16 protein-coding genes are annotated in these 14,060 nt (G+C 38.7%); all 16 read left to right on the forward strand.

The window, feature by feature from the left end:
- The first annotated feature begins 190 nt into the window (after positions 1 to 190).
- The 16 genes from bgsA to AB3I72_RS11280 all read left to right on the forward strand — a co-directional run bounded on the left by bgsA (position 191) and on the right by AB3I72_RS11280 (position 13,948).
- On the forward strand, positions 191 to 1,195 hold the full coding sequence (gene bgsA, locus AB3I72_RS11205; protein ID WP_002356269.1) for a cell wall glycolipid biosynthesis glucosyltransferase BgsA: 1,005 nt from the start codon (positions 191 to 193) through the stop codon (positions 1,193 to 1,195).
- A 46-nt stretch (positions 1,196 to 1,241) separates the two neighbouring features.
- On the forward strand, positions 1,242 to 2,465 hold the full coding sequence (bgsB, locus tag AB3I72_RS11210; RefSeq protein ID WP_002389260.1) for a cell wall glycolipid biosynthesis glucosyltransferase BgsB: 1,224 nt from the start codon (positions 1,242 to 1,244) through the stop codon (positions 2,463 to 2,465).
- A gap of 72 nt (positions 2,466 to 2,537) precedes the next feature.
- The gene (locus tag AB3I72_RS11215; RefSeq protein WP_002359377.1) at positions 2,538 to 3,428 is read left to right on the forward strand and encodes an NAD(P)-dependent oxidoreductase; all 891 of its coding nucleotides are present in this window, start codon (positions 2,538 to 2,540) and stop codon (positions 3,426 to 3,428) included.
- A 100-nt stretch (positions 3,429 to 3,528) separates the two neighbouring features.
- Positions 3,529 to 3,759 (forward strand): YkuJ family protein, encoded by a 231-nt coding sequence (locus AB3I72_RS11220; protein ID WP_002379802.1) that lies wholly within the window; start codon positions 3,529 to 3,531, stop codon positions 3,757 to 3,759.
- 389 nt (positions 3,760 to 4,148) lie between these two features.
- On the forward strand, positions 4,149 to 4,589 hold the full coding sequence (locus AB3I72_RS11225; RefSeq protein WP_002362455.1) for a MarR family winged helix-turn-helix transcriptional regulator: 441 nt from the start codon (positions 4,149 to 4,151) through the stop codon (positions 4,587 to 4,589).
- A gap of 15 nt (positions 4,590 to 4,604) precedes the next feature.
- Positions 4,605 to 5,570, forward strand: a complete 966-nt coding sequence (locus AB3I72_RS11230) for a beta-ketoacyl-ACP synthase III (protein ID WP_002359378.1) — start codon at positions 4,605 to 4,607, stop codon at positions 5,568 to 5,570.
- A 52-nt stretch (positions 5,571 to 5,622) separates the two neighbouring features.
- Entirely contained in the window at positions 5,623 to 5,850 is a 228-nt protein-coding gene (locus tag AB3I72_RS11235) for an acyl carrier protein (protein WP_002356278.1), read from the forward strand.
- A gap of 136 nt (positions 5,851 to 5,986) precedes the next feature.
- A complete protein-coding gene (gene fabK / locus AB3I72_RS11240) occupies positions 5,987 to 6,943 on the forward strand; it encodes an enoyl-[acyl-carrier-protein] reductase FabK (protein WP_061100631.1) in 957 nt (318 codons plus the stop codon).
- A gap of 32 nt (positions 6,944 to 6,975) precedes the next feature.
- Entirely contained in the window at positions 6,976 to 7,905 is a 930-nt protein-coding gene (fabD, locus tag AB3I72_RS11245) for an ACP S-malonyltransferase (RefSeq protein WP_061100630.1), read from the forward strand.
- 3 nt (positions 7,906 to 7,908) lie between these two features.
- On the forward strand, positions 7,909 to 8,646 hold the full coding sequence (fabG, locus tag AB3I72_RS11250; protein WP_002356283.1) for a 3-oxoacyl-[acyl-carrier-protein] reductase: 738 nt from the start codon (positions 7,909 to 7,911) through the stop codon (positions 8,644 to 8,646).
- 18 nt (positions 8,647 to 8,664) lie between these two features.
- Positions 8,665 to 9,900: a beta-ketoacyl-ACP synthase II gene (gene fabF / locus AB3I72_RS11255; protein ID WP_002356284.1), complete on the forward strand. Its 1,236-nt coding sequence runs from the start codon at positions 8,665 to 8,667 to the stop codon at positions 9,898 to 9,900.
- A 1-nt stretch (position 9,901) separates the two neighbouring features.
- Positions 9,902 to 10,390 carry an acetyl-CoA carboxylase biotin carboxyl carrier protein gene (accB, locus tag AB3I72_RS11260; RefSeq protein WP_002397489.1) on the forward strand — a complete coding sequence of 163 codons (489 nt, stop codon included), beginning with the start codon at positions 9,902 to 9,904 and terminating at the stop codon, positions 10,388 to 10,390.
- A 3-nt stretch (positions 10,391 to 10,393) separates the two neighbouring features.
- Entirely contained in the window at positions 10,394 to 10,819 is a 426-nt protein-coding gene (gene fabZ, locus AB3I72_RS11265) for a 3-hydroxyacyl-ACP dehydratase FabZ (RefSeq protein ID WP_002356286.1), read from the forward strand.
- Between the two features lie 7 nt (positions 10,820 to 10,826).
- A complete protein-coding gene (locus AB3I72_RS11270; protein ID WP_002367303.1) occupies positions 10,827 to 12,197 on the forward strand; it encodes an acetyl-CoA carboxylase biotin carboxylase subunit in 1,371 nt (456 codons plus the stop codon).
- 94 nt (positions 12,198 to 12,291) lie between these two features.
- Entirely contained in the window at positions 12,292 to 13,158 is an 867-nt protein-coding gene (gene accD / locus AB3I72_RS11275) for an acetyl-CoA carboxylase, carboxyltransferase subunit beta (RefSeq protein ID WP_002356293.1), read from the forward strand.
- A gap of 1 nt (position 13,159) precedes the next feature.
- A complete protein-coding gene (locus tag AB3I72_RS11280; RefSeq protein WP_002362363.1) occupies positions 13,160 to 13,948 on the forward strand; it encodes an acetyl-CoA carboxylase carboxyl transferase subunit alpha in 789 nt (262 codons plus the stop codon).
- Positions 13,949 to 14,060: the final 112 nt, after the last annotated feature.

The following is a 14,060-nucleotide window of genomic DNA, read 5'->3' on the forward strand; positions in this document are numbered from 1 at the left end:
GAGCAAAAGCAAAAACCAACTTGGTTTTTGCTTTTTTTGTTTTATTCACTATTTTTTGATAAGCTTGAAGAAAGGACCTTAAAAACATTTATAAGATTAAAAGGATCCTACTGAAGAATGAATACATCAAATTTTAGCTATGGTATAATGTGTTTATTATAGTTAGTAAAGCAGAAAAGGAGGAGCGGGTTTGAAAATATTGTTATATTTTGAAGGTGAGAAAATCTTAGCTAAATCAGGTATTGGTCGAGCATTAGATCACCAGAAACGAGCGCTCTCTGAAGTTGGAATAGAATATACATTAGATGCTGATTGCAGTGACTATGATATATTGCATATTAATACATACGGCGTAAATAGCCATCGTATGGTCAGAAAAGCACGCAAACTAGGAAAAAAAGTTATTTATCATGCCCATTCGACAGAAGAAGACTTTCGTAATTCCTTTATTGGGTCTAATCAACTAGCACCATTAGTAAAAAAATATCTTATCAGTTTGTATTCTAAAGCGGATCATTTAATTACACCAACACCGTATTCTAAAACATTGCTAGAAGGATATGGCATTAGAGTGCCTATTTCGGCGATCTCAAATGGTATTGATTTATCACGCTTTTATCCTTCAGAAGAAAAGGAACAAAAATTCCGAGAATATTTTAAAATAGATGAAGAGAAAAAAGTAATTATTTGTGTTGGATTATTTTTTGAACGCAAAGGAATCACTGATTTTATTGAAGTTGCACGACAGTTACCAGAGTATCAATTTATCTGGTTTGGTGATACACCAATGTATTCTATCCCTAAAAATATTCGACAATTAGTTAAAGAAGATCATCCAGAAAATGTTATTTTCCCAGGTTATATTAAAGGAGATGTCATCGAAGGGGCCTATGCGGCAGCGAATCTCTTCTTTTTCCCTTCTCGTGAAGAAACGGAAGGAATTGTTGTTTTAGAAGCTTTAGCTAGTCAGCAACAAGTTTTAGTGCGTGATATTCCAGTTTATCAAGGCTGGCTAGTAGCTAATGAAAATTGTTATATGGGTCATTCTATTGAAGAATTTAAAAAATATATTGAAGGCTTATTAGAAGGAAAAATACCTAGCACTAGAGAAGCAGGCTATCAAGTAGCAGAGCAAAGAAGTATCAAGCAAATTGGTTACGAGTTAAAAGAAGTCTACGAAACAGTCTTATCTTAACAAATTTTGAAGGCAGTTATTGTTAGATGAAATGGAGGTAATGAGAGTGAAAATTGGTTTTTTTACTGATACGTATTTCCCGCAAGTGAGTGGGGTAGCGACTTCTATTAAGACCTTAAAAGATGAATTAGAAAAGCACGGCCATGAAGTGTATATTTTTACGACAACCGATCCTAACGCGACTGATTTTGAAGAAGATGTCATACGAATGCCTAGTGTGCCATTCGTGTCTTTTAAAGATCGCCGAGTAGTGGTTCGCGGCATGTGGTACGCCTATTTAATTGCCAAAGAATTGGAATTAGATTTAATTCATACACATACTGAATTTGGTGCGGGTATTTTAGGGAAAATGGTTGGGAAAAAAATGAAAATTCCTGTCATCCATACGTATCATACGATGTATGAAGATTACTTACATTATATTGCTAAAGGAAAAGTTGTCCGTCCATCACATGTTAAATTCTTTTCAAGAGTGTTTACAAATCATACGACAGGTGTTGTTTGTCCCAGTGAACGTGTAATAGAAAAATTACGGGATTATGGAGTGACCGCACCAATGAGAATTATTCCAACAGGGATCGAAATTGATAAGTTTTTACGTCCCGATATTACTGAGGAAATGATCGCTGGAATGCGTCAACAACTAGGTATTGAAGAGCAACAGATTATGTTGTTATCGTTAAGTCGAATTTCTTATGAAAAAAATATTCAAGCAATTATTCAAGGGTTACCACAAATTATTGAAAAATTACCACAAACTCGTTTAGTAATAGTTGGAAATGGTCCCTATCTAGAGGATTTAAAAGAATTAGCAGAAGAACTAGAAGTCAGTGAATACGTTCAATTTACGGGTGAAGTGCCAAATGAAGAAGTCGCCATTTATTATAAAGCTGCTGACTATTTTGTCAGCGCCTCAACGTCGGAAACACAAGGCTTAACTTATACAGAAGCGATGGCTGCTGGCGTTCAATGTGTTGCAGAAGGGAACGCCTATTTAAATAATTTATTTGATCATGAAAGCTTAGGCAAAACTTTTAAGACAGACAGTGATTTTGCCCCAACATTGATTGACTATATACAAGCAAATATTAAAATGGACCAAACTATTTTAGATGAAAAATTATTTGAAATTTCTTCTACAAACTTTGGCAATAAAATGATTGAATTTTATCAAGATACATTGATTTACTTTGATCAACTTCAAATGGAAAAAGAAAATGCGGACTCAATAAAAAAAATTAAAGTAAAATTTACATCTTTAAGAAAATAAACTGCAAAACTTTCCTCCTTCGTTTATACTGAAGGAGGAAAGTTTTTTATTTTAAGAACGGAGGAAGCTACTATGTCTAAAATCGGCTTTATTGGAACGGGTGTCATGGGGAAATCAATTATTCGTAATATGATGAAAAACAATTTATCTGTCAATGTTTATAATCGAACAAAAAGTAAAACAGATGATTTAGTTGCTGAAGGAGCAGTTTGGTATGATACGCCAAAAGCAATTGCGGAAGCCAGCGATATCATTTTTACAATGGTTGGCTTTCCTTCAGATGTTGAAGGCGTGTATTTTAATGAAACAGGGATTTTTCAAGCAGATCTTACAGGTAAAATAGTAGTAGATTTAACCACAAGTACGCCCACCTTGGCTGAAAAGATTGCCAAAAAAGCAGCAGAAGTGGGTGCTCATGCGTTGGATGCGCCAGTTTCTGGTGGTGACTTAGGTGCTAAAAATGGTACTTTAACAATTATGGTTGGTGGCGATCAAGAAAGTTATGAGACCGTCTTACCAATTTTCAAAACATTTGGTAAAACATTTATGCTACATGGCTCAGCTGGAAAAGGGCAACACACTAAGATGGCGAATCAGTTAATGATTGCAGGCACAATGACCGGTTTGACTGAAATGCTCGTTTACGCAAATGCGACAGGATTAACTTTAGAAAAAGTTCTGGAAACAGTCGGTGGTGGCAGTGCTGCAAACTGGTCATTAAGTAATTATGGACCACGTATTTTAAAAGAAGATTATACGCCAGGCTTTTTTGTTAAACATTTTATCAAAGATTTAAAGATTGCGTTAGATGAAGCAAAAAAACTTGACCTTCCATTACCAGCGACGCAAAAAGCGACAGAATTATATGAAAGCCTTGCAGATAAAGGGTTTGAAAATGATGGCACACAGGCCTTAATTAAGCTTTGGTGGACAGATGGCAAGCAACCAACGAATAAAAATTAAAGAACAACAAAAAAATCAAAAAAAATGACGAAAAATCATGCAAGTTAGGCAATGTTTTGTTACAATGGTACAGAACTAGTTTGCAAAAGGAGGCCCACTGATGAAACATTCACAACTTGTGGCGATTATTAAGAGACTGGAAGCAATGATCGAAGCAGCAGATAATGAAGTACAAGTACGCCGCTTTGAACGTGAAGGCGTAGAGAAATGTATTGTAAGTTTTGATAAATCAACAGAAACATTTGAATTAACAGAATCTGATACGCACCAAAGCTATCAATTCGATAACATCGATATTGTAGCAATGGAAATTTACGACTTAATTCAATAATTAATCGTCCTACATTTTAATAAGGGAGTGGAGTAGAAGCACCAAAGCTTCTGGTTCACTCTCTTCTCGTATTATCCAGTCAAGTTGTAGCAATAGCTTAGTGGGAGTTTAAGAATTATATAACAAAAATCACTGGCACTTCTCAATCAGGGGAGTGCCAGTGATGCTTTTTAGTTGCACTTCTTTCCTTTTTCTGTGAAAATAGTTTGGGTATCAAAGTAATTGATCCTTTTTTTAAAAGCCTCGTCCCTTGAAAATGCGCCTTTTTTGAAATGTTTGAAGAATATTTCATTAAAAATATAGAAAATTCTCTTGCATTCTTTGCTTATTTACGATATAGTTTGAACATCAAATGTTTTGATAATCAAAGTATATGGATGGTGCACAGAATGGAACCTAATTTAGAAACAGTCAACGATTACTTAGTCAGTGTCTTTAATGACATCTTAACGATTGAAGAATCTGAATTGAAAAAATCACAATTTAATGATTTATCCATTACGGAGATGCACACAATCGAAGCAATTGGTATGTACAAGAAAAAAACGTCTTCAGAAGTAGCCAAGGAACTGTCAATTACCGTCGGAACACTTACTGTAGCGATTAACAACTTAGTTAAAAAAGGCTATGTTGAACGTTTGCGTAGTGAAGATGATCGACGTGTAGTAAAGCTTGGCTTAACTAAAAAAGGAAAATTACTTTTTAGAGTCCATCAGCATTTTCATCGTGAAATGGTTAAAAACATTTTGAAAGGCATGGAGCAAGAAGAAGAACAAGCGCTGTTAAGAGCACTAAAAAATCTTCATGATTTCTTGCAAGAATACAAATAAAAAGTGAGGATCCCCATGAAGAATTATGCACGAATTAGTTGTACAAGCCGTTATGTTCCAGAGAATTGTGTCACGAATCACCAACTGAGTGAAATGATGGATACCTCTGATGAATGGATACATTCGCGAACAGGCATTAGTGAACGTCGCATCGTTACGCAAGAAAATACGTCTGATTTATGTCATCAAGTCGCAAAACAGTTATTGGAAAAATCTGGAAAGCAAGCAAGTGAGATTGACTTTATTTTAGTTGCAACAGTGACACCAGATTTCAATATGCCTTCTGTTGCTTGCCAAGTGCAAGGCGCAATTGGCGCCACTGAGGCCTTTGCTTTTGACATCAGTGCAGCGTGTTCTGGTTTTGTCTATGCCTTAAGCATGGCAGAAAAACTAGTCTTAAGTGGTCGTTATCAAACAGGTCTAGTAATTGGTGGCGAAACATTTTCCAAAATGTTGGATTGGACCGATCGCTCCACAGCGGTGCTTTTCGGTGATGGGGCTGCCGGCGTCTTGATTGAAGCGGCTGAGACACCGCATTTTCTAAATGAAAAATTACAAGCAGATGGACAACGGTGGGCGGCTTTAACGTCAGGCTACACGATCAACGAAAGTCCTTTTTATCAGGGGCATGAGCAGGCTAGTAAGACGCTACAGATGGAAGGACGTAGTATTTTTGATTTTGCGATTAAAGATGTTTCACAAAATATTTTATCACTCGTGACGGACGAAACTGTGGATTATCTTCTACTACATCAAGCAAATGTGCGCATTATCGATAAAATTGCACGTAAGACGAAGATTTCCCGCGAGAAGTTTTTAACGAATATGGATAAATATGGCAATACCTCAGCTGCTAGCATTCCTATTTTGTTGGATGAAGCAGTTGAAAATGGGACCTTAATTTTAGGTTCCCAACAACGCGTGGTGCTAACAGGATTTGGCGGCGGCTTAACATGGGGCTCACTGCTCCTAACGCTGTAAAAAACTGTTCACATATAAATGAAGAAAATGACTATTTTGGAGGAATATACACATGGTATTTGAAAAAATTCAAGCAATTATCGTAGAAGAATTAGGAAAAGATGCTGAAGAGGTACAATTAACTACAAACATTCAAGAAGAATTAGATGCGGATAGCTTAGATTTATTCCAAATCATTAACGAAATCGAAGATGAATTTGATGTGAAAATCGAAACAGAAGATGGCATCCAAACCGTTCAAGATTTAGTAACATATGTAGAAAAACAACAAGCAAACTAATACATGAAAATAGGGGGCTGGGACATTTAATTGCTAAATGACCCAGTCCCTAAAAAAACAAGTAAATAAGCCGAAAAAATCCTTTTTTACTTGAATGAAGTGTACTTATCTTAGAACTAAAGGACGTATAAAATCAATGAATCAACAGTTATGTGAGTTGCTTGGAATCAATTATCCCATTTTTCAGGGCGGTATGGCTTGGGTAGCCGATGCTTCATTAGCAAGTGCCGTGTCAAACGCTGGTGGATTAGGGATTATTGCTGGCGGCAATGCCCCAAAAGAAGTCGTAAAAAAAGAAATTAAAAAAGTTAAAGAATTAACGGAACAACCCTTTGGTGTCAATATCATGTTACTTTCACCTTTTGCCGATGAAATTGTCGATTTGGTTTGTGAAGAACAGGTTCCTGTCGTAACGACAGGTGCGGGCAATCCAGACAAATACATGGCTCGTTTTAAAGAACATAACATTAAAGTAATCCCAGTAGTTCCTTCTGTTGCTTTAGCAAAAAGAATGGAAAAGATTGGTGCCGATGCTGTCATTTTTGAAGGAATGGAAGCTGGTGGACATATTGGCAAGTTAACCACTATGAGTGGCTTACCGCAAATCGTTGACGCTGTGTCAATTCCTGTGATTGCAGCAGGTGGGATTGGTGACGGTCGTGGTATGGCTGCGGCCTTTATGTTAGGTGCTGAAGCAGTCCAGTTAGGCACACGTTTTTTAATTGCCAAAGAATGCAACGTTCATTCAGATTATAAACAGAAAGTTTTAAAGGCACGTGATTTAGATGCAGTAATTACCTGTCAACATTTTGGCCATCCAGTGCGTACTTTAAAAAATAAATTAACCGCTCAATATAATCAATTAGAAAAGCAAGAACTCCAAAAAGAAGTGCCTGATTTAGAAATGTTTGAAAAAATTGGTCAAGGCGCTTTGCGCAAAGCTGTCGTTGATGGGGATATGGATTACGGTTCCGTCATGGCGGGACAAATTGCTGGGTTAATAAAAAAAGAAGAAACAGCCCAAGAAATCATTGATTCACTCATGTCTGAATGCAGAGCGATTGTACATAAGATGAATCAGCGTTGGGGCTAAGTGAATAATTTTAACAAAAAATGAGGTGTCGTATGAAAACAGCGATTTTATTTAGTGGACAAGGAGCCCAGTATCAAGGGATGGGTGAAGAATTATATCACCAAGAAGCGATTGTTCGGGAAACCTTCGATGAAGCAAGTCATATCTTAGGTTATGAGATGGCAGAACTTTGTTTTACTGAAAATGAACGTTTAAATGAAACAGAATATACGCAACCTGCTATTTTGACAGTCAGTGTCGCATTTTACCGTCTTTTGCAACAAAAAGGACTAACGCCTGATGTCGTAGCGGGTTTAAGCTTAGGGGAATATAGCGCATTGGTTGCCAGCGGGGCTTTGCGTTTTTCAGAAGCAGTGGCCTTGGTCCAAAAGCGCGGTCAGTACATGACAGACGCAGCACCACAAGGAACTGGCAAAATGGTTGCTGTCATGAATGCTGAGCGTGAAGTAATTGAAAAAGCCTGTCAAGAAGCCAGTGCTTTCGGAATTGTGGCTCCAGCAAATTATAATACACCACAACAAATCGTGATTGGTGGTGAGGTTACTGCTGTTGATCAAGCGATGACACTTCTCAAAGAAGCTGGTGTAAAGCGAATGATTCCGTTAAATGTGAGTGGCCCTTTCCATACGGCGCTGTTACAACCAGCATCAAAAAAATTGGCTCAGGATTTAGCAAAATTGAACTTTCAAACGATGCAAATTCCTGTCATTAGTAATACGACTGCCGAAATTATGCCCCAAGAGGCAATTCAAGCGTTATTGGAAAAGCAAGTCATGTCTGCGGTACGTTTTGAAGACAGTATCGAAACGATGAAGGCTATGAACGTGGGAACGATGATTGAAGTTGGTCCAGGGAAAACATTAACTGGTTTTGTTAAAAAAATTGACAAAACAATTGAAATGCACCGTGTGGAAAATGTTGCAACATTAACAGAAACGTTAACAGCACTTACTGGGAGGTAAAAAATGGAATTAACAGGAAAAAACGTATTTATTACTGGAAGCACTCGTGGGATTGGCAAAGCAGTTGCGTTGGCTTTTGCGAAAGAGGGCGCCAATATTGTTTTAAACGGTCGGAGTGAGATTACACCAGAACAACGACAAGAAATTGAAGCCTTTGGGGTAAAATGTATTGGCCTTTCTGGAGATATTTCCGATTTTGATGCAGCAGGTGAGATGATTCAAGCAACTGTTGACCAATTAGGCTCGATTGATATTCTGGTGAATAACGCTGGGATTACGAATGATAAATTATTATTACGAATGACAAAAGAGGATTTTAATGCCTGTTTAGATATTAACTTGGTAGGAACTTTTAACATGACTCAACAAGCGGTTAAACGTATGATGAAACAACGAAGTGGTCGGATTATTAATATGGCTAGCGTTTCTGGTTTAATGGGAAATGTTGGTCAAGCAAACTACGCTGCGAGTAAAGCAGGTGTCGTTGGTTTTACTAAATCGGTGGCACGAGAAGTTGCGCCGCGCGGTATTACCTGCAATGCGATTGCACCAGGGTTTATCCAAACAGAAATGACGGATGTTTTATCGGAAAAAGTTAAAACACAAATGAATGCGCAAATTCCCTTACAAACGTTTGGGCAAGTCGAAGATGTCGCAGCTACAGCGATTTTCTTAGCTAAAAGTCCCTATATTACTGGGCAAGTCGTGAATGTTGATGGCGGCTTAGTCATGCACGGATAAACGAAAGGAGTCAAAAGGATGAATCGAGTAGTTATTACTGGTTACGGTGTCACCTCGCCGATTGGCAATGAACCTGAGACTTTTTTAGAAAGTTTGAAAACAGGGAAAAATGGTATCGGACCGATTAGTAAATTTGATGTTAGTGAAACAGGTGTCACCTTAGCAGCTGAAGTGAAAGACTTTCCAATGGAAAAATATTTTGTTAAAAAAGATGGCAAACGCATGGATAAGTTTTCGTTATTTGGCATTTATGCGGCCTTAGAAGCAATGGCTATGAGTGGCTTGGATACCAGTCAACTAGATGTGGATCGGTTTGGCGTTATGGTGGGTTCCGGGATTGGTGGTTTGGAAACAATTCAAAATCAAGTAATTCGGATGCACGACAAAGGACCTGAACGTGTGGCACCGTTATTTATTCCAATGGCGATTGGAAACATGGTGGCGGGAAATATTGCTTTACGTGTTGGTGCCAAAGGAATTTGTACTTCAACAGTGACAGCTTGTGCTAGTGCAACTCATTCAATTGGGGAAGCGTTCCGCAATATCAAACATGGCTACTCCGATGTCATTATTGCTGGTGGAGCAGAAGCGCCTATTACAGAAATCGGTATTTCAGGATTTGCTTCCTTGACCGCTTTAACAAAGGCGACTGACCCAGAAAAAGCCTCAATTCCCTTTGATAAAGAACGTAGTGGATTTGTGATGGGAGAAGGTGCGGGTGTCTTTATTTTAGAATCATTAGATCATGCTCTAGAACGAGGCGCAACTATTTTAGGTGAAGTGGTTGGCTATGGTGCTAATTGCGATGCCTATCATATGACATCACCAACACCAGATGGGAGCGGCGCAGCGAAAGCCATGGTACTAGCAATGGAAGAAGCGGGGATTTCTCCAGAAAAAATTGGCTATATTAACGCCCATGGAACAAGCACACAAGCTAATGACAGTGCAGAATCTAAAGCAATTGAATTGGCTTTAGGTGATGCCGCAAAAACGGCGTATGTAAGTAGTACGAAGAGTATGACGGGACATCTCTTAGGTGCCGCTGGTGGAATTGAAGGAATTGCTACCCTAAATGCTTTACAACATCAATTTATTCCGCCAACCATTAATGTGGAAAATCAAGATGAAGCAATTACGGTGAACGTTGTTTTAAACGAAAGCAAAGAGCATAAATTTGATTATGCTTTAAGTAACTCGCTAGGCTTTGGTGGCCACAATGCAGTTATTTGCTTAAAACGCTGGGAGGATTAACATGCAGTTAGAAGAAGTAAAAGCACTATTAACACAATTTGATCAATCAACTTTAACCGAATTTGATTTACGAGAAGGCTCGTTTGAATTATATATGAATAAAAATACAGTTTCTGGGCGAAGTGCCGTAGAACCAGTGGCGCAACCACAAGAAACACCAGTAGCCGCTAGTGGTGTGTCAGTGCCTGTTGAAACAGTTTCTGTCGTTGAAGAAACGCCAACTAATACACCGACAGCCAATGAAAAGACAGAAGAAATTACGTCACCTATTGTAGGAATCGTTTATTTACAACCAGCACCAGATAAAGAGAACTTTGTCAAAGTAGGAGACACTGTTAAAACGGGTGACGTTGTGTGTATCGTTGAAGCGATGAAATTAATGAATGAAATTACGGCGACAGTTGACGGTGTGATTACTGAAGTGTTAGTCAACAATGAAGATGTGGTTGAATTTGGTCAGCCGCTATTCCGAGTTGCTAAAGGAGAATAAAACATGAAATTAACAATTACAGAAATTCAAGAAATTTTACCACATCGCTATCCCTTTTTATTATTAGATAGTGTTGAAGAAGTCATTCCCGGGGAACGCGTTGTAGCGAAAAAGAATGTAACGGTTAATGAGCAAGTTTTTCAAGGTCATTTTCCTGGGAATCCTGTTTTGCCAGGAGTTTTAATTATTGAATCGTTGGCTCAAGCAGGCGCCGTGGCATTACTTTCAATGCCTGAATTCAAAGGGAAAACGGCATACTTTGGTGGATTAGATAAAGCAAAATTTAGACAAAAGGTAACACCAGGCGACACATTAATTTTAGAGGTTGAACTTTTAAAAGTCCGCGCTTCTGCTGGAATGGGTAAAGGTGTGGCAAAAGTTAATGGAAAAAAAGTTGCCGAGGCTGAATTAACCTTTATGATTGGATAGGTGAAAAATGTTTTCGAAAGTATTAATCGCAAACCGCGGAGAAATCGCTGTTCGTATTATTCGTGCCTGTCGCGAATTAGGCGTTCAAACAGTTGCTGTTTACTCTGAAGCGGATCAAGAAGCGTTACACACACAGTTAGCAGATGAAGCCATTTGTATTGGACCGGCGAAAGCAACTGATTCTTATTTAAATGTTCAAGCTGTTTTAAGTGCAGCGATTGTTACCAATGCTGAAGCGATTCATCCAGGGTTTGGTTTCTTATCTGAAAATAGTCAATTTGCTTCAATGTGCGAAGAATGTAACATTACTTTTATCGGTCCTAAAGCAGAAACGATTGATGCAATGGGCAATAAAATAAATGCACGTCAACTGATGCAGAAAGCCAAGGTACCTGTTATTCCTGGGAGTGATGGCGTCATTGATTCTGTCGAAGAAGCGTTGACGATTGCTGAAGAAATTGGTTACCCAGTGATGTTAAAGGCAGCTGCTGGTGGTGGCGGAAAAGGAATCCGAAAAGTTCTTTCAAAAGAAGAGTTACCGAAACACTTTACTTCAGCGCAGCAAGAAGCCAAAGCCGCATTTGGTAATGATGATATGTATTTAGAAAAAATTATTTATCCAGCACGTCATATCGAAGTGCAAATTCTAGGTGATCAATATGGGCATGTGATTCACTTAGGGGAACGTGATTGCTCACTACAAAGAAATAATCAAAAAGTGTTAGAAGAATCACCATCGATTGCTATTTCTGAGGAAAAGCGTCAGATGTTAGGCGAAACGGCCGTTCGAGCAGCACAAGCTGTGCATTATGAAAATGCTGGAACCATTGAATTTTTGATGGATCCAGCTGGCGACTTTTATTTCATGGAAATGAATACCCGCATCCAAGTCGAACATCCAGTTACGGAAATGGTAACAGGGATTGATTTAGTCAAAGCACAATTAGAAATTGCTTCAGGTGAACCTTTAGGCTATACCCAAGAGGATGTTACCATGACTGGGCATGCGATTGAGTGCCGAATTAACGCTGAAAATCCTGCCTTTAATTTTGCTCCTTCACCAGGTAAAATTCAAAATCTCTTGTTGCCTAGTGGTGGAATGGGCTTGCGTGTAGACAGCGCTATGTATTCAGGGTATTCAATTCCGCCTTATTATGATTCAATGATTGCGAAAGTCATCGTACATGGTGAAAATCGTTTTGATGCCTTGATGAAAATGCAAAGGGCTTTAAATGAAATTGTAACAGAAGGTATTATTACGAATGCCGAATTCCAATTGGATTTAATTACACATGACAATGTTTTGACAGGTGACTATGACACAAGCTTTTTACAAGAAACATTTCTACCAAATTGGGAGCCAGAAAGCAATCATTAAAGAAAGAACGCCGCAAGAGCTCTCTTGCTTGGAAAGATCAGTGATCTTTTGAAAGGAGCTGAGCTCTTGCCGCTAAAATACGAGGAGTAAGCAAATGGCATTATTTAAAAAGAAAAATTACATTCGCATTAATCCAAATCGTGCTGATGCAAATGATGCATCAAAGAAGCCTTCTGTTCCAGATAATATGTGGGCAAAATGCCCTTCTTGTAAGCGAACACTGTATACAAAAGAAATGGGTGCAGAAAAAATCTGTCCGCATTGCGGCTATAGTTTTCGGATTGGTGCATGGGAACGATTAGCGATAACCGTTGATGAAAAAAGTTTCCACAATTGGGACAGTGAATTAGTGACAAAAGATCCACTAAATTTTCCTGGTTATCTTGAAAAAATTGAAAAAATGCAAGAAAAAACTGGACTAGATGAAGCTGTCTTGACGGGAGAAGCAACAATTGAAGGACAAGCTGTTGCAATTGGAATCATGGACGCTAATTTTATCATGGGCAGTATGGGAACGATTGTTGGTGAAAAAATCACACGCTTGTTTGAGCGGGCGACAGAAAAGCATTTACCAGTAGTGATTTTCACTGCATCTGGTGGTGCCCGTATGCAAGAAGGAATTTTTTCATTGATGCAAATGGCGAAAATTTCGGCCGCTTTGCAACGGCATAACAAAGCAGGGCTGCTGTATCTTACGGTATTGACTGATCCAACGACTGGCGGTGTTACCGCAAGTTTTGCGATGGATGGCGATATTATTTTGGCAGAGCCTCAGAGTTTAATCGGTTTTGCTGGCCGCCGTGTAATTGAACAAACGATTCGTCAAGAGTTGCCAGATGATTTTCAAAAGGCCGAGTTTCTTTTAGAACATGGTTTTGTAGATCAGATTGTGCCAAGAAATCTTTTGCGTCAACGATTGAGCGACTTGTTACGTTTACATTCTTTGGAAGGGTGGCGCTAACATGGAAAAGAAAACAGCCAATGATGTTGTTACCTTGGCAAGAGCCCAAGATCGTTTGACAACTTTAGAATATATAGAAGCAATTTTTGAGGACTTTTTAGAATTTCATGGGGATCGTTACTTTGCCGATGATTTAGCTGTAGTCGGTGGTGTTGCTACTTTGCAAGGGAAACCAGTTACAGTGGTAGGTATCCAAAAAGGTCGAAATCTACCAGAAAATATTGAACGTAATTTTGGTTCACCTAATCCTGAAGGGTATCGCAAAGCGTTACGTTTAATGAAACAAGCGGAAAAATTTAATCGTCCAGTCATTACCTTTGTGAACACTGCTGGTGCCTATTGTGGGATTGGTGCCGAAGAGCGGGGAGAAGGGGAAGCCATTGCGCAAAACCTGTTAGAGATGTCTGATTTGAAAGTGCCAATCATTTCAGTCATCATTGGTGAGGGCGGTAGTGGCGGTGCTTTAGCTTTAGCAGTCGCAGATGAAGTTTGGATGTTGGAACACACGATTTATGCGGTTCTTTCGCCAGAAGGTTTCGCCTCTATTTTGTGGAAAGATGGCAGTCGTGCGAAAGAAGCAGCAGAATTGATGAAAATTACAGCGACAGAGCTGAAGGAATTAGCTATTGTAGATAAAGTAATTCCGGAAGTTATGAACGGTCAGCCTCTGGAACAAGCAAAAATTAATCGCATGTTACAAAAAGCGTTCATTTCAAAATTAACTGAATTAGCTAAATTAGATACGGAAACGTTACTAGAAAAAAGATACCAACGTTTTCGCAAATATTAGAAGTTACTACTCATCAACGAACTTTTCAGGGGTTGATGGGTGGCTTTTTTTATTTTTTCTTTTATTTTACTTGTTCTTTTACAAGGAACGACCGTCCTTTATAGAAATTTTC

It is taken from the genome of Enterococcus sp. GC34 (assembly GCF_040886645.1).
In the GTDB taxonomy this organism is placed as follows: Bacteria; Bacillota; Bacilli; order Lactobacillales; family Enterococcaceae; genus Enterococcus; species Enterococcus faecalis.